17 protein-coding genes and 1 pseudogene are annotated in these 19343 nt (G+C 63.8%); 7 read left to right on the plus strand and 11 right to left on the minus strand.

The window, feature by feature from the left end:
• Window positions 1–187 precede the first annotated feature (187 nt).
• The 4 genes from ACVOL0_RS17175 to ACVOL0_RS17190 all read right to left on the minus strand — a co-directional run bounded on the left by ACVOL0_RS17175 (window position 188) and on the right by ACVOL0_RS17190 (window position 3252).
• Window positions 188–484, minus strand: a complete 297-nt coding sequence (locus tag ACVOL0_RS17175) for a hypothetical protein (RefSeq protein ID WP_481550112.1) — start codon at window positions 482–484, stop codon at window positions 188–190.
• Between the two features lie 80 nt (window positions 485–564).
• Window positions 565–1425, minus strand: a complete 861-nt coding sequence (locus ACVOL0_RS17180; protein ID WP_481550113.1) for a pseudouridine synthase — start codon at window positions 1423–1425, stop codon at window positions 565–567.
• 25 nt (window positions 1426–1450) lie between these two features.
• On the minus strand, window positions 1451–1948 hold the full coding sequence (locus ACVOL0_RS17185; protein WP_481550114.1) for a hypothetical protein: 498 nt from the start codon (window positions 1946–1948) through the stop codon (window positions 1451–1453).
• 200 nt (window positions 1949–2148) lie between these two features.
• Complete coding sequence (locus ACVOL0_RS17190) at window positions 2149–3252, minus strand: OmpA family protein (protein WP_481550115.1); 1104 nt, start codon at window positions 3250–3252, stop codon at window positions 2149–2151.
• Between the two features lie 382 nt (window positions 3253–3634).
• On the opposite strand from ACVOL0_RS17190, the gene ACVOL0_RS17195 reads away from it, so the two are divergent.
• The 5 genes and pseudogenes from ACVOL0_RS17195 to ACVOL0_RS17215 all read left to right on the plus strand — a co-directional run bounded on the left by ACVOL0_RS17195 (window position 3635) and on the right by ACVOL0_RS17215 (window position 9174).
• Window positions 3635–4660, plus strand: coding sequence for a zinc-binding alcohol dehydrogenase family protein (locus ACVOL0_RS17195; protein WP_481550116.1), 1026 nt, complete (start codon window positions 3635–3637; stop codon window positions 4658–4660).
• A gap of 96 nt (window positions 4661–4756) precedes the next feature.
• Window positions 4757–5357, plus strand: a pseudogene (gene yczE / locus ACVOL0_RS17200) (membrane protein YczE).
• 102 nt (window positions 5358–5459) lie between these two features.
• Complete coding sequence (locus tag ACVOL0_RS17205; protein ID WP_481550117.1) at window positions 5460–7490, plus strand: 2,4-dienoyl-CoA reductase FMN-binding domain-containing protein; 2031 nt, start codon at window positions 5460–5462, stop codon at window positions 7488–7490.
• 493 nt (window positions 7491–7983) lie between these two features.
• Window positions 7984–8442, plus strand: a complete 459-nt coding sequence (locus tag ACVOL0_RS17210; RefSeq protein WP_057629626.1) for a cell wall hydrolase — start codon at window positions 7984–7986, stop codon at window positions 8440–8442.
• A gap of 114 nt (window positions 8443–8556) precedes the next feature.
• Window positions 8557–9174 (plus strand): glutathione S-transferase N-terminal domain-containing protein, encoded by a 618-nt coding sequence (locus tag ACVOL0_RS17215; protein ID WP_481550118.1) that lies wholly within the window; start codon window positions 8557–8559, stop codon window positions 9172–9174.
• Window positions 9175–9253: 79 nt separating this feature from the next.
• Here the strand turns inward: ACVOL0_RS17215 and msrA are convergent, their stop codons facing one another.
• The 3 genes from msrA to msrB are packed head-to-tail and all read right to left on the minus strand — an operon-like array spanning window position 9254 to window position 12296.
• Window positions 9254–9988, minus strand: coding sequence for a peptide-methionine (S)-S-oxide reductase MsrA (gene msrA, locus ACVOL0_RS17220; protein ID WP_481550119.1), 735 nt, complete (start codon window positions 9986–9988; stop codon window positions 9254–9256).
• Window positions 9989–10004: 16 nt separating this feature from the next.
• Window positions 10005–11759 (minus strand): cytochrome c biogenesis protein DipZ, encoded by a 1755-nt coding sequence (locus ACVOL0_RS17225; RefSeq protein ID WP_481550120.1) that lies wholly within the window; start codon window positions 11757–11759, stop codon window positions 10005–10007.
• A 33-nt stretch (window positions 11760–11792) separates the two neighbouring features.
• Window positions 11793–12296, minus strand: a complete 504-nt coding sequence (msrB, locus tag ACVOL0_RS17230) for a peptide-methionine (R)-S-oxide reductase MsrB (RefSeq protein ID WP_481550121.1) — start codon at window positions 12294–12296, stop codon at window positions 11793–11795.
• 145 nt (window positions 12297–12441) lie between these two features.
• Between msrB and ACVOL0_RS17235 the strand changes: the two genes are divergently transcribed.
• Both ACVOL0_RS17235 and ACVOL0_RS17240 read left to right on the plus strand, forming a co-directional pair.
• Window positions 12442–13161 (plus strand): response regulator transcription factor, encoded by a 720-nt coding sequence (locus ACVOL0_RS17235; RefSeq protein WP_481550122.1) that lies wholly within the window; start codon window positions 12442–12444, stop codon window positions 13159–13161.
• The gene (locus tag ACVOL0_RS17240) at window positions 13158–14630 is read left to right on the plus strand and encodes a sensor histidine kinase (protein WP_481550123.1); all 1473 of its coding nucleotides are present in this window, start codon (window positions 13158–13160) and stop codon (window positions 14628–14630) included. The genes ACVOL0_RS17235 and ACVOL0_RS17240 overlap by 4 nt, the downstream gene beginning before the upstream one ends.
• Before the next feature lie 36 nt (window positions 14631–14666).
• On the opposite strand, the gene ACVOL0_RS17245 is transcribed toward ACVOL0_RS17240, so the two are convergent.
• The 4 genes from ACVOL0_RS17245 to ACVOL0_RS17260 all read right to left on the minus strand — a co-directional run bounded on the left by ACVOL0_RS17245 (window position 14667) and on the right by ACVOL0_RS17260 (window position 19101).
• The gene (locus ACVOL0_RS17245; RefSeq protein ID WP_481550124.1) at window positions 14667–15728 is read right to left on the minus strand and encodes a suppressor of fused domain protein; all 1062 of its coding nucleotides are present in this window, start codon (window positions 15726–15728) and stop codon (window positions 14667–14669) included.
• Between the two features lie 101 nt (window positions 15729–15829).
• Complete coding sequence (locus tag ACVOL0_RS17250) at window positions 15830–16309, minus strand: hypothetical protein (protein WP_481550125.1); 480 nt, start codon at window positions 16307–16309, stop codon at window positions 15830–15832.
• Window positions 16310–16452: 143 nt separating this feature from the next.
• Entirely contained in the window at window positions 16453–18333 is a 1881-nt protein-coding gene (gene prpE / locus ACVOL0_RS17255; protein ID WP_481550126.1) for a propionate--CoA ligase, read from the minus strand.
• 144 nt (window positions 18334–18477) lie between these two features.
• Complete coding sequence (locus tag ACVOL0_RS17260; protein WP_481550127.1) at window positions 18478–19101, minus strand: RluA family pseudouridine synthase; 624 nt, start codon at window positions 19099–19101, stop codon at window positions 18478–18480.
• Between the last annotated feature and the right edge of the window lie 242 nt (window positions 19102–19343).

Genomic DNA, 19343 nt, shown 5'->3' on the forward strand with positions numbered 1-19343 from the left:
ATGCCTCCCCCCGGATGGGCCTGCAAGTGGGGGTTAGCACGGGGTGTGTGCTGCGTTTGGCGTTAACGCATAACCGGCGCCTAAGGGCGCCTGTTCTGCTTTGTCCTGTAGTGCCGAGCCATGCTCGGCAGAGGCGCTACCGGTAAGGCCTCTTGCCGAGCATGGCTCGGCGCTACAGGTGCTGCTCTCAGTTTTTCTTGGCAGGCGCCGCAGGCGCCGGCACGGCCGCACCCTTGGCGACGCGGATGCCATTGGCCTTCATCCAGGCATCGAACTGATCGGCACTCATCTTCTGCTCGCCCTGCTGCATCATGAAACGATAGTTGCCCAGCGAATCCTTCTCGGCCAGCGGTGCTTCCACCCGCACTTCGATCGGCTTGTCGTCGTTCTTCGCGGTCTTCTTGGCCGAGGAAGCACAGCCAGCCAACACCGCAACCGAAGCCGCCACGAGAACGATGCCAGAGACGCGGGAAAGAGCTTGCATGGCAATAACCTCAGGTAATTAGAACCGCAGTCTAATCCAGCAACTGAGCAAGTGCAGCTATTTGCCTGAATTTATTGAAATTAGTCACTCGCGCTGACATGCGCGGTTTTGCTGGCGGCCAGCAGCGCATTCAGCTCAGCCTGGCTCAACTCCCGCCATTGGCCCTTGCCCAGCTCGCCCAACTGCACCGGCCCTATCGCCACCCGCATCAAACGCAGCACTTCCAGCCCCAGGGCCTTGAGCAGGCGTCGGATGTGGCGATTGCGGCCTTCATCCAGCACCACCTCCAACCACGCGGTGCGTTCGCCATGCCGCAGCAGCTGTACCGAATGCGCCGCAAGGCGTTCGCCCTCATCGTCGATGCCTGCGTGCATGCGCTCGAGCAACGCCGCATCGGGCACAGCATCCACCTGTACCCGGTAGGTTTTCAATGGGCCGGTGCTGGGCTCGGTAAGACGCGCCGCCCATTCGGGATCATTGCTGAAGAACAGCAGGCCTTCACTGGCCTTGTCCAGGCGCCCTACCGGCGCCATCCACGGCAGACCGGCACCTTCAAAACACTGGTAAACGGTGTCGCGCCCCTGCTCGTCCTGCACCGTGGTGACCAGTCCACGCGGCTTGTTCAAAGCCAGATACAGACGCTGCGCTGCTGCCAGCGGCAAGCCGTCCAGCAATACCCGTTGGCGACCGGCAACCACTGGAAATTCCGGGTCACGCACCACCTTGCCATCGACACTGACACGGCCATCGAGCACACGCCGGGCCGCTTCGGTACGCGAACACACGCCGGCTTTGGACAGCACCCGCGCCAGACCATGCCGAACCCCGGCAGGGACGGCCTTGCCGGCGCGTGCAGTGTTGTTGCGCGCAGCTGAAAGCAAACGCCCGCCGGGCGTTGCGCGGCGGGCGTGCGAGGGATACGGAGGCTTGGACGACGCCATCAGGACTGCAAGCGGCTGTGCCGCCTTACTTGACCTCGGCAGCAGGCTGCGCGGCAGCCGGTGCTGCTGCCGGATCGGCGGCAACCGGACGTGCCTTGACCACGCGCACACCGCGCGCCTTCATCCAGGCATCGAATTCTTCGGCAGTCATGCGCTTGCCGTTCTGGCTCATGTCAAAGCGCCACGGCGTGTTGTCGAACTCGGTCTGCGGCTTGTAAGCGGCCGGATCGTTGGCGTTGATCGCCGGACGCGCCGGGATCACGCTGGCAACGTTGTTGCAGCTCTCAACGCGCAGACGCATCAGTACACGATCCAACGACTGCTCATCACCACCGGCCGAGCTCAATACACCCGACGGCATGCCCAGCTGGCCCGGGCGCACATACAGCTCCGAGGCTACCGGCGCGATCAGCGATGTCGCCAGCGGTGCCGGCGTCACGGAACTGGCCGAACAATCCACGGCTGCATGGGCGGCAGGCACAAATGCCAGGGCGACAAGACCAGCCAGAGCGATACGCAGCATTGAATTTCCATTCGGCAAGTTGACGCGGCGAGTGTAGGCAGCGCCCGCAGCGCTTTCAACCGTTATATGCACGCAAACCGCGATTACCCGCCGGCGTCACACAAATGCACCCCGAAAAAGTCGGCGACGCAGAAACAAACAAGGCCCGGCAGATGCCGGGCCTTGTTCTCAAACTGTGGTACTGAAACCAAAGCGTCCGATTAGTTCTGGACGTTCAGCTCGGTACGACGGTTCTTTGCGCGACCTTCCGGGTTGTCCGAACCATCCGGGTTGGTGTTCGGAGCAATCGGACGGCTCTCGCCGTAGCCGATCGGGCCCTGCAGACGCGACGCCGACACACCATTGGTGGTCAGGTAGTCGTACACAGCCTTGGCGCGACGCTCGGACAGCTTCTGGTTGTAAGCGTCGGTACCCTTGGAGTCGGTGTGACCGGCAACTTCAACGCGCAGATCCGGGTAACGCTTCAGGATCTCGGTGGCTTCGCTCAGGATCGACACGGCGTCCGGACGCAGGGTGGCCTTGTCGAAATCGAAGTTCACGCCCTTCAGATCGATCGAGACCGGAACCGGGCAACCGTCCGGACCAATGGTCTGGCCAGGCTGCGAGTTCGGGCACTTGTCGTCACAGTTGTTGACGCCGTCGCCGTCGTCATCCAGGTCTGCGCAGCTCGGAGCAACCGGAACCGGTGCCGGAGCAACAGCGGCGGTCGGAGCCGGGCCCAGCGGGATCACGACGCCAACCGAAGCCAGCACGTCGCCGAACCAATCCTGGTTCTTGTGGCCAGCCAGGTTCGGAGCAATGCTCTGGTCGTCGAAGTCAGCGCGGTACGCCAGTTCAGCACGCACGGCGACGCGCTTTTCGAAGGTGGTCTGCAGACCAACGCCGACCTTGGCGGCCAGGTTGCCGTCCTTGCGATCCTTCAGAACAGCGCCGGCCAGGTATTCTTCTTCCGACTTCTGGTAGCCCAGACCTGCCAGCAGGTACGGGTTCCAGCCACGGCCTTCCTGGATGAAGTGGCGACGCAGGTCCAGCGAAACGCCGTACTGCGACCAGTTCTGATCCTGGTTGTTGTCGAAGTTCGGGTTCTGATAGTTCAGTTCACCGTCCAGCGACCAGTTCGGGCTGATGAACTTGCCCAGACCCAGCGTAGCGAACGGGGCATCGTTGGTGCCACGGTCCTTGTCCTGGAAGTTGAAGCCGGCCGAACCGGTCAGGTACCAGCGGTCGTCAAATTCCTGAGCCGAAGCGGCCTGGGCGAAAGCCAGACCACCGAGCAGCGCGGCAGTAAGGATCTTCTTGTTCATGAAATACAGCTCCTTGTTTCGGGGGTATGAAACCGGTAGAGGCATGGTCCAGCACAGCGGTATTCTTCGTCGCGTTCAGAGACGGCCGTTTCCTCACGCCATCGCGGTGCACATTATGCGCTTGGCCGTGAAGGCGATGTTAACAGGCCCGTAACATATGCAGCGACCACCAGACCTCTACGTGTCCGGCTTGGCGCAACGTATACAGCTTGGTCAAAGGACGCAAGAGTCAGCTATCGCAAGGCTTCCGGGGAAAATGCTGCGGCGCAGCTGATTTCATGTGACAAACCCTTTATTAACAGGGCTTGCGCCGCCGGTTACCGCCAGCTGAATCATTTGCTCGGTATGATGATTTTGCTCCCCCGTTACGGAACTTTTCCGCATGAAAGCAATCGGCCTGACCCGCTATCTCCCCATCGATGCGCCGGATGCGCTGCTGGACCTGACCCTGTCGCCCCCCGCTGCTCCGCAAGGCCAGGACCTGCTGGTTCAGGTTCACGCAGTTTCCGTAAACCCGGTGGACGCCAAACTGCGCGGCCCCAAACCGGGCGAGGAAAATCCACCACGGGTACTGGGCTTTGATGCCGCAGGAATCGTGGTCGCGGTGGGCCCGGAAGTCACCGCGTTCGAGATCGGTGATGAGGTTTATTACGCCGGCGATGTCACCCGCCCAGGTTGCAACGCGCAACTGCAGCTGGTGGACGAGCGCCTGGTGGGGCGCAAGCCAACCACGCTGGATTTTGCCGAGGCAGCGGCATTGCCACTGACCACACTTACTGCATGGGAACTGCTGTTCCAGCGCATGCCCTATCAGCTGGACGGGCGCCGCAACGTCGGCAAGACCCTGTTGGTGATCGGCGGTGCCGGTGGCGTGGGCTCGATGGCGATCCAGCTTGGCCGTCATGCCGGTTTCACCGTGGTAGCTACCGCCTCGCGCCCGCAAAGCGTGCAGTGGTGCGAGCAGATGGGCGCAACCCATGTCGTTGATCACCGCCAGCCTTTGGCGCCACAGCTGCAGGCGCTTGGGATGAGCAGCGTGGATGCTGCGCTCAACCTGGCCAATACCGATCTGTACTGGCAACCGCTGGGCGAACTGCTGGCACCGCAAGGCCATGTCGGCCTTATCGTCGAGCCTGCCGGTGAGCTGCGCATCGGCGATCCTTACAAAGCCAAGTGCATCGGTATCCACTGGGAATTCATGTTTGCCCGCGCCCGCTTCCGCACCGACGACATGATCGAGCAACACCGCATCCTGACCCGCGCCGCCAGCCTGATCGACGCCGGCGAACTGCGCACCACCCTCAGTGAGCGCCTGGGCACGATCAACGCAGAAAACCTGCGCCAGGCCCACCGTCAGCTGGAAGCCGGCAGCACCATCGGCAAGCTGGCGCTGGAAGGCTGGGGCTGAGCTACGCACCAAAGCACGTTGCGTCACCCAGAAGTGGCGCAACGCCTCCTATTATCTATATGTCTGCGCTGCAGACAGCACGTTGATTTCCCGACCATGCCTTCCCTGATGCTTGTCTCGCGCTTGTTGCAGCTGCTGCTGGGCCTGTTCCTGTTTGGTATCGCCTCTGCCTTGATGATCCGTGCCGGCATCGGCATCGCGCCCTGGGATGTATTGAGCCAGGGCATCGCGCTGCGCAGCGGTTGGGGCTTCGGCCTGATCACCAACCTGGTCGGCGTCTGCGTACTGCTGATGTGGCTTCCGCTACGGCAGAAGCCGGGACTTGGCACCGTGCTCAACGTGTTGTTGATCGGCCCCAGCGCGCAGCTGGGGCTGAATCTGCTGCCGGCGGCGCAGGGCCTGCCATGGCAGCTGCTGTTGTTCGCCGCAGGGCTGGTGCTGCTGGCGGTGGCCACCGGGCTCTATATCGGTGCGCGCTTTGGACCTGGCCCGCGCGATGGCCTGATGACCGGCCTGCACGCCCGTACCGGTTGGGCGATCTGGAAGGTGCGCACCCTGATTGAAGCCTGCGCACTGGCAGTGGGCTGGTGGCTGGGGCACACTGGCCTTCGCCCTGCTGATCGGGCCGCTTTGCGGCATCACCCTGCCCTTGTTTGACCGGCAGCCGCGGACCACAGCCACTGCACCGGCGTCCTGACAGGGGCACTGCACACTCAACAAGGTCGGTGATGACAGCAAGGATTGAGGCCAGCCCCATTGCCAGTCAGAATGGGTCATTCCATACGCAAGCGTATCCAGCATGACGCCAGCCAACGACACCACCTATCCACACCTGTTCGCCCCGCTGGATCTGGGCTTCACCCAGCTGCGCAACCGCATCCTGATGGGTTCGATGCATACCGGGCTGGAAGACCATGCCCGCGACTTCCCCAAGCTGGCCGCCTACTTCGGTGAGCGCGCCGCCGGTGGCGCGGCGTTGCTGGTCACCGGTGGTTTTTCACCCAACGTGGTTGGCTGGTTGGCGCCGTTCGGCAGCAAGCTGTCCTGGCCGTGGGAAGTCAGCCGCCATCGTCAGGTGACTGCCGCCGTGCATGGCCACGACGCCAAGATCTGCCTGCAACTGCTGCATGCTGGCCGCTACGGTTATCACCCCTTGCAGGTGGCTCCGTCCAAGCGCAAGGCGCCGATCAACCCGTTTACCCCGCGTGCGCTGTCGGCCGCTGGCGTCGAGCGGCATATCGCCGACTACGCCCGCGCCGCCAAGTACGCGCGGGATGCCGGCTATGACGGCGTCGAGGTGATGGGTTCGGAAGGCTATCTGATCAACGAATTCATCGCCCCGCGCACCAATGGCCGCAACGACGCCTGGGGCGGCGACCCGGCCAAGCGCATGCGCTTTGCGGTGGAGATCGTCCGCCGCATCCGCGAGGCCTGCGGCCCGGACTTCATCATCATCTACCGGCTGTCGCTGGTGGACCTGGTCGAAGACGGCAGCAACTGGCAGGAGATCGTGCAGCAGGCCAAGGCCATCGAAGCGGCCGGTGCGACCCTGCTCAACTCCGGTATTGGTTGGCACGAGGCACGTATCCCGACCATTGCCACCTCGGTGCCGCGTGCCGCGTTTGCCGGCGTCACTGCCAAGCTCAAGCCGCATGTCGGCATTCCACTGATCGCCACCAACCGCATCAACATGCCGGAGGTGGCCGAAGGCATCCTCGCTGGCGGCGGTGCCGACATGGTGTCGCTGGCACGGCCACTGCTGGCCGATCCGCAGTGGCCGGCCAAGGCCAGGGGCGGCAAGCCGGAAGCGATCAATACCTGCATAGCCTGCAACCAGGCCTGCCTGGATCATGTGTTCCAGCAGAAGCGTGCCAGCTGCCTGGTCAACCCACGTGCCGCGCACGAAACCGAACTGGTCTACCTGCCGACCAGCGCGCCCAAGCGCGTCGCCGTGGTCGGTGCAGGCCCAGCCGGGCTGGCCTGCGCCACCGTCGCCGCCGGCCGCGGCCACAAGGTGACCTTGTTTGATGCGGCCGACGAGATCGGCGGCCAGTTCAATGTGGCCAAGCGCATCCCCGGCAAGGAAGAGTTCCACGAGACCCTGCGTTACTTCCGCCATCAGTTGACCGAAACCGGGGTCGAAGTGCGCTTGAACACCCGCGCCGATGCCGAGGCATTGAGTGGCTTCGACGAGGTGGTGATCGCCACCGGCATCAGTCCGCGCAAGGTGACCTTCCCCGGCGCCGATCATCCAATGGTGGTCAGCTATCTGGATGTGCTGCTGGGCCGGGTCAAGGCCGCCGACAGGGTGGCCATCATCGGTGCCGGTGGCATCGGCTTCGACGTCGGCGAGTTCCTGGTGCATGAAGGCCCGTCACCGGCCCTGGACCCGGACCGCTGGATGGCCGAATGGGGCGTGGACAGCAGTTTCGAAAGCCGTGGCGCGCTGGCCAAGCCACAGCCCGAAGCCCCCGCCCGCAACGTCTGGTTGCTGCAGCGCAGCCCCGGCAAGCCGGGCGCCAAGCTCGGCAAGACCACCGGCTGGATCCACCGCGCAACGCTCAAGGCCAAGGGCGTGAAGATGCTCGGAGGCGTCGAGTACCTGGGGGTGGACGACAGCGGCCTGCGCATCCGCGTCGACGGTCAGGAGCAGTTGCTGGAGGTTGGCAGCGTGGTGATCTGCGCCGGCCAGGAGCCGCGCCGCGAGCTGGCCGACACCCTGCAGGCCGCCGGCCGCAGCGTCCATGTCATCGGTGGCGCAGATGTCGCTGCCGAACTGGATGCCAAGCGGGCAATCGACCAGGGCAGTCGTCTGGCGGCTGCGTTCTGATCCAACAGCAAAGCGATTCATTTTTGTTCCCGCCCGGGCACCGCCGATGTGCCCGGGTTGCCCGTCCCGCCCGAACTGCTTGCCAGCATGCTGGCAAGCGCACAGGACAGGGAAACATATGAAAAAAGCCGGAAAAGAAGAATAAAGCGCGATGCACACCTCTTTTTCGGCGCACCAACATCGCTTGCACTGGCCTGACCAGGCCGCCAAAGCGAAACTGAATACGCACTCCCGGGCGACATTTGACCTTTCCAACAAACCTGAATGTCAACAGTGGCCGTTCAGGATAAGTTTTGGATTACCCCCCTAACTTGCGCCCACTTCCGCTCACCCACCAGTTCTGGTGAGCAGGCGCAGCCCTCCCCAATCTGATTGAGGGCTGCCCACGGGGCGGCCCCGATGCCACGGCCGCCTCCCCATAACGCCAAGTCGTCGCTGTCCGGTTCCCGTTGGGGGCAAGGCAGGCTGCGGCCCATACGGAGCAAGGAGATTTATGAAACTGGCTTGGATTCTTTGGTTGTCGCAGATGTTGCCGCAGCCAGCAGCCGATTCGTTGTGCTTGAGCACCACCGTCTATCTGGAAGCCCGCGACCAGACCCTTCGCGGCCAGCAGGCCGTGGCCGAAGTCGCCCTGCGGCGGCTGGACAGCGGTCTGTGGGGTGACTCGATGTGCCAGGTGGTGACCGCGCGCAAGCAGTTCGCCCCGACCCTGGTCGCCCCCGGCACCCAGCTGCGCAACAACGATGCCTGGGCCGAAGCCGTGGACGTGGCCTTTGCCGCCGAGCGCAACTGGGCCCTGCCCAATGGCCAGCGCAAGGAGATCGTGCCGGGCGCCAGCCACTTCGCCGCGCATGCCATTGCCAGCCCGAGCTGGCGCAATGCCTACCAGGTGGCCACCATCGGCGGGCACACCTTCTACAAGGTGCAGTCACTGAAGCCGCGCGCCTCCTGAGCCGACGCTGAGCCGACTCAACGCGTGGCGCACTGTCTGTGCCATGCATGGACACACTGCGTTACACGCTTGTGGCCATAATGCCCGGGTCTTTCCACTCCCGAGGTAGCCCTGATGAAGCTCTATACCAAGCCCGGCGCCTGTTCGCTGGCCGACCATATCGCACTGATCTGGTCAGGCCTGCCGTTCGAGCTGCAGATCGTGGACTACGCGACCATGAAGTCGCCCGAGTATCTGAAGAAGAACCCGGCCGGCGCCGTGCCGATGCTGGAAGACGGCGGCTGGTTCCTGACCCAGAACGCGGCCATCCTGCACTACATCTGTGACAAGGCCCCGGCTTCTGGCCTGGAAGGCGGCAGCGACCCGCGTACCCGCGCCGAGGTCAACCGCTGGCTGTCCTTCGTCAACGCCGACCTGCACCCGACCTACTACCCGATCTTCGGCTCGACCAAGTACCTGGAAGACGAGGCCGTTATCGCCCGTACCCAGGAAAACTCGCGCCAGAAGCTGACGGCCCTGTACCAGCGCATCAATGACCGTCTGGCCGAGGTTGACTGGCTGGGCGGCACGCCGCGCGCCTCGATCGCCGACGCCTACACCTACGTGACCCTGCGCTGGGCACGTGGCCTGAAGCTCGATCTGGCCGGCATGGACGCACTGGACCGCTTCGAGCAGCGCATGCAGGCCGACCCGGCCGTGCAGGCCGCGCTCAAGGCTGAAGGCCTGAGCTGATCCAAGGCATAAGTACTGAACAATCACGGGCCGCCGGTTACATGACCGGCGGCCCGTTGCGTATGTGGCGTTCCCGCTGCTATCGCGCCGACAAGCTCATCACCAATCTCGGCCGCTCCCGGTACAGCGCCGGATACTGCTGCTTCAACGCGGCGACCTTGGGCAGGTCATTGATGCGGATGTAAGCCGCCTCCGGGTGCAGGGTCAGATAGTTCTGGTGATAGCCCTCGGCCGCGTAAAACACCTTGCCGCCATCCACCTGGGTGACCAGTGGTGCCTTGAACACCGCGCTGCGCTGCAGCTGCGCGATATAGGCGCGTGCTGCATCACGCTGCGCGGCGTCATCGGCATAGATGGCCGAACGGTACTGGCTACCATGGTCTGGTCCCTGGCGGTTGAGCTGGGTCGGATCGTGCACCACCGAGAAAAACACCTGCAGCAGCTGCCCGTAGCTGACCTGCGAGGGGTCGTAGCTGACCTGTACGGCTTCGGCATGGCCACTGCCGCCACTGCTCACCCGCGCATAGGTCGCATCGGCAGCGCTGCCACCGATGTAGCCGGACACCGCGTTGTCCACGCCGGTGATGTGCTGGAACACGCCCTGCACACCCCAGAAGCAGCCACCTGCAAACACCACGCGCGCCTGTTTGATGCCGGTTTGATGCAGATCAGCAGCGCCTGTAGGCGCTGGCAACGTGACCGACACCGGCGCTGCCTGTGCGGTGCGATCCAGCGTAAACACTGCGGCCAGCAACAGGCCGGCAACCACCGCCGCAATGCCGCCGGCGACGAGCTTGTCCGTGGCGATTTTCATCACGTATCTCCTCCAATCAACCGAAAGTGAAGGCGTAGGCGCGTACGCCCGGATCGAGGAACTCGATCTCGAAGGTGCGTTCGCGCACCTCGCCGTTCTGGCGGATCAACTGATACAGCCGGTTCTGATCCACCTTGCCCTCGCCCTGAGCTGATACATCGCTACCGGCCGCTGCCTGCGGCGGCTGGCCATCGATGCGCACGCGGAAGCGCACCGGCCGCATCGGGTCCTGTGGCGCCAATACCAGATGCAGGTCGCGGGCATGGAAGCGGAATGCAATACGTCCGCCCGCCTGCTGCAATTGCGCGTCTTCCTCACCGACGATCCAGGACCCGCCCAGCGCCCATTGGTTGAGCTGCAGTTGCATCGGCACGTTGTAGTCGTGCACCTGTCCGGCCTGCATGCCTCCGGGCGAGGCAAAGTGCTCGGCACGCGAGTGGCCGATATAGGTTTCCGGCGACTTCAAACTATTCATGTCGGCTTGGCGCTCGACGCCACTGCCTGCCATGCGCATTGCCGGCGCCATGTCATCCGGCAAGCTGTTACCGGCCTCGCGCAGCAGCTGACGGATGATCTGCTCGGACTGCTCGTAGTTGCCTTCACCAAAGTGATGGGCGCGGATGCGTCCCTGTGCATCGATGAAGTAATGCGCCGGCCAGTACTTGTTGTTGAAGCCGCGCCAGATCGCGAAATCATTGTCGATCGCGACCGGGTACGTGACCTTCAGATCAGCAACCGCGCGCTGCACATTGCGAAGGTCGCGCTCAAAGGCGAACTCCGGCGCATGTACGCCGATCACCACCAGCCCGTGATCCTTGTAGCGCTCGGCCCAGTCGCGCACGTAGGGCATTGCGCGCAGGCAGTTGATGCAGGAATAGGTCCAGAAATCGACCAGCACCACCTTGCCGCGCAGCTGCTGCGCATCCAGCGGCGGGCTGTTGAGCCAAGCGGTAGCACCGGCCAGTGATGGCAGCTCGCCCTCCACCGGCAGGCTGGCATCGCCCTTGGCATCGCCCGCCATCATCATCATGGCCGGACCTGCAGCGGCTTGTTGCGCCGGCAGCGCGTCCAGCAACTGCTGTTCCAGCCTGGCCGTGCTGACCGTGGACAGCCGCGTCAGCAGGCCGGTATCCCAGCCCATCGCGATTGCGAGCACCGCCAGCAGCGCAGCAATACCCAGACCACGGCGGATCCATTCGCCCACCCCCAGCCGTTGCTTCAAGGCGGTGAACACACGCCCGCCTATCCACACCGCGAGCGCCAGCGAAGTCGCCGCACCCAACGCATAGGCCAGCAGCAAACCACTCGTCCCGGCATTCGCCCCCTGCAGGGCCGCGCCGGTGAGGATCAGGCCAAGGATCGGCCCAGCGCAGGGTGCCCACAGCAGGCCGGTGGCAATACCGATCAGCAGGGAACTGAGCACGCCGCCCCGCCCGGCATCGGCAGCTGCGCCCAGGCGCACGCCCAGACGCTGCAGCGGCGCCAGCAGCCGGTCTGCCAACGCCGGCCACAGCAAGGCCACAGCAAACAGCGCCATCACCACCAGCGCGATCCAGCGCCCGATCTGGTTGGCCTGCACCACCCACTGACTGCCCACCGCGGCCAGGCTGGCGACCACCGCGAACATCAACGCCATGCCGACCAGCAGTGGCAACCCACTGCGCAGGAACGGCCGGTCCGCACGTGCGAACACAAACGGCAGCACCGGCAGGATGCAGGGGCTGAGCAAGGTGAGTACACCGCCGAGATAGGCTAGGACCAACAGGAACATGGAAACGTCCTTCTTGAATGAGGGAGGCGGCGCTCAGGCCGCGACGAATTGCAGGGCCACGCCGTTCATGCAGTAACGCAGCCCTGTCGGGCGCGGGCCGTCTTCGAACACATGGCCCAGATGGCCGCCACAGCGCCGGCAATGCACCGCCACCCGGGTCATGCCGTAGGAGGTATCGCGGTCCTCGCCTACCGCGCCATGCAGCGGTGCCCAGAAGCTGGGCCAACCGGTACCGCTGTCGAACTTGGTCGCCGAGGAGAACAGCGGCAGCGCGCAGCCCGCACAGTTGAAGGTGCCGCGTCGGTGCTCGTTGTTGAGCGGACTGCTGAAGGCCCGCTCGGTGCCCTGCTGGCGCAGCACCGTGTATTGCGCGGGGCTGAGCAGCTGGCGCCATTGGGCGTCGCTGCGCGTCACTTCGAATAATGCGCTGCGTGCGGGCGCTGCCGGCGCCGGGCCATTGCAGGCGGTCAGGCCCAGCACACCAGCGGCGGCTGCCATACCGCCGATGCCAAGCAGCTTGCGACGGGTGAGCGACATGGGCGTTCTCCAGCCAGGGACGATGTGGCCATGCTGCGCCCGGGCAGGTCAACGAATCCTCACGCAGAGTTAAATTCTTCGTGACACATCGGCGCGTCTGTCCAAGCACAATGCCAGCCATCCCATTCAACGGCCGCAGGCGTCGATGAGCAGCAACAAACGCATCCTGATCGTCGAAGACGATGTCCACATCGCCAACCTGCTGCGCATGCACCTGCGTGACGAAGGCTATGACGTCACCCATGCGGCCAGTGGTGATGAAGGCGTGCGCCTGCTGGAAAGCGGGCAATGGGATGCGCTGGTGCTGGACCTGATGCTGCCTGGCGTGGACGGCCTGGAAATCTGTCGCCGCGCCCGCGCGATGACCCGCTACACGCCCATCATCATCACCAGCGCGCGCGCCAGCGAACTGCACTGCATCCTCGGTCTGGAACTGGGTGCCGACGACTACCTCGCCAAACCGTTCTCGATGCTGGAACTGGTAGCGCGGGTAAAGGCCTTGTTGCGTCGGGTTGAGGCAATGGCACAGAACGCACGCATCGATGCCGGCGCAATCGAGGTTGCTGGCCTGCACATCGATCCGGTCGCCCGCACCGCGCAGGTTGAAACACGCGCATTGGAGCTCACCCCACGCGAATTCGACCTGCTGTATTTCTTTGCCCGCCACCCCGACCAGGTGTACTCGCGGATGGAGCTGCTCAACCAGGTATGGGGCCATCAGCATGATGGCTACGAGCACACCGTCAACACCCACATCAACCGCCTGCGCAACAAGATCGAGCACGACTCGGCAGCACCCAAACGTATTCTCACGGTGTGGGGACGTGGCTACAAACTGGCGACCGACGACGGGGGCGCGACATGAACCGGTTGACGCTGTCGCAGCGCTTAACCTTGGTGTTCTGCGCGCTGCTGTTGATCTGCTGCGGTGCGCTGGCGTGGATACAGATGCGCGGCAACCGCATGCACGAACAGGAAACCGTGCAGCGCCTGTCACGCGGTCTGGCCGAGCACATCGCCCGTAGCGGCGAGCTGATGGATGCGCGCGGCATCCGCGATGGCGAAGTGCGCGCCTTGTTCGGCAAGCTGATGTCGGTCAATCCCAGCGTCGAGGTCTATCTGCTGGATGACGAAGGCCGCATTCTTGGCCATGACGCGCCGGAAGGCCACCTCAAGCGGGACCGCATTGATCTGGCACCGGTGCAGGCACTGCTCAATGGCGAAAAACTGCCGATCTTCGGCGACGACCCGCGCAGCAGCGACGGCCGCAAGGTATTCAATGCCGCACCGCTGTGGGTGCAGGGCCGCCAGGTCGGCTACATCTATGTGGTGCTGGTCGGCGAGCAACGTGAAGCACTGGCTGCTGACATCGCTGCCAATAGCAATCTGCGCACCACGCTATGGTCGCTGGCGATCGTCGCGGTGATCGGGCTGCTGGCTGGACTGATCGCGTTCCGCTGGGTGACCCGGCCGCTACGCCAGCTTACCCGTCGCATCCAGTCCTTCGATGTGGACAGCGCTGACCCGCGCCGGCCCTTGCCGCCGACACCGCTGCGTGCCGGTGAACGCGATGAGCTGAGCATCCTGCAGCACAGCTTTGCCCACCTCAGCCAGCGCGTCAGCGAACAATGGCAGCAGCTGCGGCAGCAGGACCTGCAGCGCCGCGAACTTGTTGCCAATCTGTCGCACGACCTGCGTACACCACTGTCGTCATTGCATGGCTATCTGGAAACCCTGGCGCTCAAGGATGCCAGCCTCAGCGCCGATGAGCGCCAACGCTACCTGGCCATCGCCCTGTCGCAGAGCCACAAGGTCGGCCGGCTAGCACAGGCGCTGTTCGAGCTGGCGCGACTGGAACACGGCGGCGTGGTACTGGAACTGCAGACGTTCTCGCTGCCGGATCTTATCCAGGATGTTTTCCAGAAATTCGAACTGGCCGCGCAGTCACGCCGGCAGCAGCTTGACGCCGTGATTCCCGCCGGCCTGCCGCCGGTGGAGGCCGACCTCGGCCTGATCGAGCGGGTGCTGACCAACCTGCTGGACAACGCCATCCGGCATACACCGGCAGGCGGTTGCATCACAGTGGCCTTGCGCGCGCTCGATGGCGATGTACTGGTTCGTGTGTCCGACACCGGGCCCGGCATTCCGCCAGCGCGCCGCGAGCAACTGTTCAGCACGCTGCCGGCACTGGGCAGCCAGCGCCCGGACAGTGGCGGCCTGGGCTTGTTGATCGTGCACCGCATCCTGCAGCTGCACCATCGCCATATCCGCCTGCTGGACAGCGACGAAGGCGCGGCCTTTGAGTTTTCCTTGCCGGCGGCGCGCCACCGATAACGCCGCTGCGCAATGAAAGCCGCAGCGCCCGCAGGATCAACCGATCTCGCGGATCACGCCACCCTGCCCATCGCGCAGCAAGGTCGGCCTCACTTCGATCTGCAGCTTGCCACCTGGCAGCGGATACAGACCACGTTCGGCGCGCACGCGGTCCAGCATCGCCTGCAGGCTGGCATCGGACAGCACACAGCGCGCGCTGTCGCCATCACTTTGCACCTCATCGACCAGCCCCGGCTCAAACCGCCACTGACGGTCCGTGCCAAGCACCACCAGCGGCTTGTCGTGATGCAGGCGCAGCGGCAGCAGCTCCAGCACGCGGGCAACCTGCCCTGCCCCCAGCACCAACGTGGTGCTTGCAGCTTCGACTGACCACTCCAGCGTTTCCACGAACAACATGCCGGTGCTGGATCCATCGCGCTGGCTGCCCGCTTGCAGCTGCGCCGCGACGCGCGGATCAGCCAACAGGGAATGACGTTCCAGCTCGGTGATCCAAAGCGGCATTGCCTGCTCCATCACCGCCAATGCGCCCAGCGTTGACCAGCGCCTGATCGCCGCCATCTCCTCGTCGGTCACTCCCACCAGCTGCAGGAAGTTGAGACGACCGTTGGCCGTGTCGATCGCCGGCACCTGCGGATCGGCGACAAAGGCCAGATGCCGTAGTTGGGTATCTGTATCCAGCGCGATCGGGCCATTGGCATCGAGATGATGCCCGGCTTCGAACACATTGCCGCTACTGAAGACGTAGCGCGCAAGGTTCTGCATCAGGTTCATCGGCCACGCCGGCGGCGCGCCGCGCTTGTCGTCCCCCGCCTGTGCAGCAAGACGGAAGGTAAGCTCGAAACCGAAGCCGCTTTCCTGCGGGTCATCGCTCTGCTTGTCGTAAAGCTCGGAAAATCCGTAGCTGACGTAATGCCAATGCGGACGCGGCGACTCGCTCCAATAGACGCTGATGCCATCCAGCGGATCGTTGCCGCCCAGCGTATGCGACAGCAGCGTGCCGAAATGCCGCGGCTCCTGCCCCGGGTAGAGCGCAGCCATTGCCGCGTTGATCGCATCCCAGCCCGCAGTGCTGATCTCGCCGCTGTTTTCCTGCGCCATGCAGGGCACTCCCATGATGAACCTGCCACCATGATAGTGCCCACGCATGATCACCGTGGCACGCCGTTGCAGGCGCCCCGCACGCCTGCGCCAATGATGGGTCAGCCAACAACCAGGGCGCGTGTCTCTTCCAACCAGCGGCTGGCAAATGCTGGACTCTTGGCCTTGCCCAGCGCCGTGGCCAGTTCCGGCCACAACTGTTCCAGGCCGACCGCAGTCTTGCTGCGTTCGATCTTCAACTGGAGCAGATAGCCCTTCAGGCCCAGATGCTTGCGTACCGATTCGGCCATCCAGTCGCGCAGCTGCTGGTAGCGCAGCGGGTCGTCGCCAAGCTGAGTGGTCACCGGCAATACCGGCGCCTTGTCAGCGCTGCCGGCGACCGCGTCGATCAATTCCAACGCAGCCAGCTGCTGCAACACGTCGTCCGGCGCGCGCAGGCCTTGTGCCATCTGCAGCAACTCACGTTCGTCGCGTTGGCCGTCCACCAGCAACAATACTGAACGCAATGCCGGCACCAGCTTCAAGCCACGGTTCTCGATCTCCAGACGGCCAGCGGCCGTCTTGGCATAGATGAATGCCATTCCCCCCTCCCTCTTTTGTGCATCGCAATACGGTACGCGCGCAGGTTTACGGAGCCCCCGCCCCGGAAAATGCATTGGCATCTGCCCACGTACCGCCCCCTTGCGATCACCGCCGCACAGCGGCCTTGCGGCCTGGCTGCACGCTATTTCCCCAGCGCGCGGCGGATTTCCTCCAGTGCGCCCGGGTCGTCGAGTGTCGACAGATCGCCCGGGTCACGCCGTTCCGCCAATGCCTGCAATGAACGCCTCAGCAGCTTACCCGAACGGGTCTTGGGAAGCGCATTGACGATATGTACCTGCGCCGGCCGCGCCACTGCACCCAGCGACGCCGTGACCTGCTGCATCATTTCCGCAGCCAGCTGTTCGGCATCATCGGCGGGCTTGGCTTGTTTCAAGGTGACGAAGACCAGTGGCACCTGTCCTTTCAGCTCGTCATGCACTCCTATCACCGCCGCCTCGGCAACCCGCGGATGCGCGGAGATGGCCTCCTCGATCTCACGCGTGCCCAGGCGGTGCCCGGCGACGTTGATCACGTCATCGGTGCGGCCGAGGATGAAGGTATAGCCGTCTTCGTCGCGAATGGCCCAGTCCAGCGAGCTGTACAGCAACTCCTTGAAGTGACCGAAGTAGCTCTTGAGAAAACGTTCGTCGTCGTTCCAGATCGTGCTCATGCAACCCGGCGGCAACGGCGGCTGGATCACCAGCACGCCCTTCTGCCCGGCCGGCACCTCGACGCCGGTCTGCTCGTCGATGACCTTCATCCTGTAACCAAGATTCGGGAATCCCGGCGAGCCGAACTTGACCTGTTTCATCTCCAACCCCGGCAACAAGGTCAGTGCCGGCCAACCGGTTTCGGTCTGCCAGTAATTGTCGATCACGGGCTTATGCAACGCGCCGGTGATCCACTTCGCAGTCGGCTCGTCCAGCGGCTCACCGGCCAGGAACAGGTACTTCAGCTCGGACAGGTCGTGCCGATCGATGAAGTCCACATCATGCTTCTTCAGCACCCGGATCGCGGTCGGCGAAGAGAACATAGTGCGCACGCCGTACTGCTCGCACAACGCCCACCAGATACCGGCATCGGGACTGATCGGCAGCCCTTCGTACAGCAGCGAGGTGCAGCCACCGATCAACGGACCATAGACGTTATAGGAATGGCCCACCGCCCAGCCGACATCGGAGGTTGAGAACATCACCTGCCCCGGCGCGCAATCAAACACCGTGCGCATCGACTGCGCCATCGCCACTGCATAGCCACCCACATCGCGTTGCACGCCCTTGGGCTTGCCGGTGGTGCCGGAGGTATACAGCAGATAGCTGGGCTCGTTGGACTCCAGCCATTGCACCGGCACCTCGACATCACCGACCTGCTCACGCAGCTGCGCATAGTCCTCGTCGCGACCAGCGATACGTGGCTCGGCAGCGTCCAGACCGCGCGACACGATCAGCACTTTGGGCGGTGGCGTGCTGGCTTCGGCGCAGGCCGCATCGACCATCGCCTTGTACGGGATGACCTTGCCACCGCGCATGCCGGCATCGGCGGCGATCAACAGTTTGGGCTGAGCGTCATCGATGCGCAGCGCCAGGTTGTGCGCGGCAAAGCCACCAAATACCACTGAATGCACGGCGCCGATACGCGCGCAGGCCAACATCGCGAACACGGCCTCGGCCATGTTCGGCATGTAGATGACCACGCGGTCACCGCGACCGACATCGAGCTTGAGCAGCACTGCGGCAAAGGCATTCACTTCACGATACAGATCGCGGTAAGTCAGTTCGCGGGTGACGTTGGTTTCTGTGGATACAGCCACCAGCGCCAGCTGCTCGCCGCGCTCGGCCAGATGCCGGTCCACCGCGTTGTAGCAGAGGTTGGTTTCGCCGCCGACAAACCAGCGCCGGAATGGTGGATTGGAGTAATCCAGGATCTGCTGCGGTGGGCGGTGCCAGTGGATCGCCTTGGCTTCTTCAGCCCAGAAAGCTTCGGGTTCTTCAATGGAACGGCGGTAGATCTGCTCGTACTGCACGACACCCTCCGGCAACTCCCTGACTGTGTGCCGAGCATAGTCCGGAGGATGGCTCGGACTCCCTGCGACGATGGTCTTATGACCAAAGGCTCGGCAGCGGGAAATTGAGGACTGAGGGCTGGAGTTGGGGGCAAGCCTTTGACCCTAGAAAGGACACTCCGAAACAAATTCCAACATCTCCCCGCTCAGCGGATGCACAAACCCCAAGCGCCGCGCATGCAGGCAAACCCGCGATGCAGGCTGCGCGTCATACATCACATCGCCCACGATCGGATGGCCGATACTCGCCAGGTGCAGCCGCAGCTGATGGCTGCGCCCGGTCACCGGCTCCAGCTCGACCCGCGTTGTCTGCGCAGCGGCATCACGCGCCAGCACCCGCCAACGCGTCAGCGACGGCTTGCCCAGTTCAAAGCTCACCATCTGCTTTGGCCGGTTTGGCCAATCGCAGATCAGCGGCAGATCAATCTCGCCGGATTCACCCTCGACCATCCCTTGTACCAACGCTTCATAGCGCTTGCTGACCTGACGCTGTTCAAATTGCCTGGACAGGGCAACCTGCATCGCCTTGCCGCGCGCATACAGCATCAGCCCCGAGGTCACCTGATCCAGTCGATGCACGGTCAGCGCATCCGGATACTCCCGCTGCAAGCGCGAGACGACGCAGTCCTGGTTCTCCGGCAAGCGCCCGGGCACGGACAGCACCCCGGCCGGCTTCTCCACGACCAGCAACGCCTCGTCGATGTAGTGCAACGCAATCTTGTCAGTCATATCCAAGAGCTAAATGTAGTGCCGAGCCATGCTCGGCAGAGGCCTTACCAGGCATGTGTCAGAAACATCGCCGAATCGCGAGCCATGGCCGCATCAGCCCGCAAAAAGCTTACCCCTCCCCACCCCTCCCCTTCGCTGCGCGAAAGGGAGGGAGCGTAGTGCCGAGCCATGCTCGGCAGGGGCTTCACCAGCAATGCCCATGTAGTGCCGAGCCATGCTCGGCAGAGGCTTTACCGGCAATC

It is taken from the genome of Stenotrophomonas sp. STEN021 (genome assembly GCF_056760175.1).

Excerpts from the sequence above, each read along its gene's own strand:
- ACVOL0_RS17250 (WP_481550125.1), bottom strand. The coding sequence starts at position 16,309 with ATGGCATTCATCTATGCCAAGACGGCCGCTGGCCGTCTGGAGATCGAG.
- ACVOL0_RS17215 (WP_481550118.1), top strand. The coding sequence starts at position 8,557 with ATGAAGCTCTATACCAAGCCCGGCGCCTGTTCGCTGGCCGACCATATC.
- ACVOL0_RS17260 (WP_481550127.1), bottom strand. The coding sequence starts at position 19,101 with ATGACTGACAAGATTGCGTTGCACTACATCGACGAGGCGTTGCTGGTC.
- ACVOL0_RS17205 (WP_481550117.1), top strand. The coding sequence starts at position 5,460 with ATGACGCCAGCCAACGACACCACCTATCCACACCTGTTCGCCCCGCTG.
- msrB (WP_481550121.1), bottom strand. The coding sequence starts at position 12,296 with ATGTCGCTCACCCGTCGCAAGCTGCTTGGCATCGGCGGTATGGCAGCC.
- ACVOL0_RS17210 (WP_057629626.1), top strand. The coding sequence starts at position 7,984 with ATGAAACTGGCTTGGATTCTTTGGTTGTCGCAGATGTTGCCGCAGCCA.
- ACVOL0_RS17225 (WP_481550120.1), bottom strand. The coding sequence starts at position 11,759 with ATGTTCCTGTTGGTCCTAGCCTATCTCGGCGGTGTACTCACCTTGCTC.
- ACVOL0_RS17175 (WP_481550112.1), bottom strand. The coding sequence starts at position 484 with ATGCAAGCTCTTTCCCGCGTCTCTGGCATCGTTCTCGTGGCGGCTTCG.
- msrA (WP_481550119.1), bottom strand. The coding sequence starts at position 9,988 with ATGAAAATCGCCACGGACAAGCTCGTCGCCGGCGGCATTGCGGCGGTG.
- ACVOL0_RS17185 (WP_481550114.1), bottom strand. The coding sequence starts at position 1,948 with ATGCTGCGTATCGCTCTGGCTGGTCTTGTCGCCCTGGCATTTGTGCCT.
- ACVOL0_RS17245 (WP_481550124.1), bottom strand. The coding sequence starts at position 15,728 with ATGGCGCAGGAAAACAGCGGCGAGATCAGCACTGCGGGCTGGGATGCG.
- ACVOL0_RS17180 (WP_481550113.1), bottom strand. The coding sequence starts at position 1,425 with ATGGCGTCGTCCAAGCCTCCGTATCCCTCGCACGCCCGCCGCGCAACG.
- ACVOL0_RS17240 (WP_481550123.1), top strand. The coding sequence starts at position 13,158 with ATGAACCGGTTGACGCTGTCGCAGCGCTTAACCTTGGTGTTCTGCGCG.
- ACVOL0_RS17235 (WP_481550122.1), top strand. The coding sequence starts at position 12,442 with ATGAGCAGCAACAAACGCATCCTGATCGTCGAAGACGATGTCCACATC.
- ACVOL0_RS17190 (WP_481550115.1), bottom strand. The coding sequence starts at position 3,252 with ATGAACAAGAAGATCCTTACTGCCGCGCTGCTCGGTGGTCTGGCTTTC.
- ACVOL0_RS17195 (WP_481550116.1), top strand. The coding sequence starts at position 3,635 with ATGAAAGCAATCGGCCTGACCCGCTATCTCCCCATCGATGCGCCGGAT.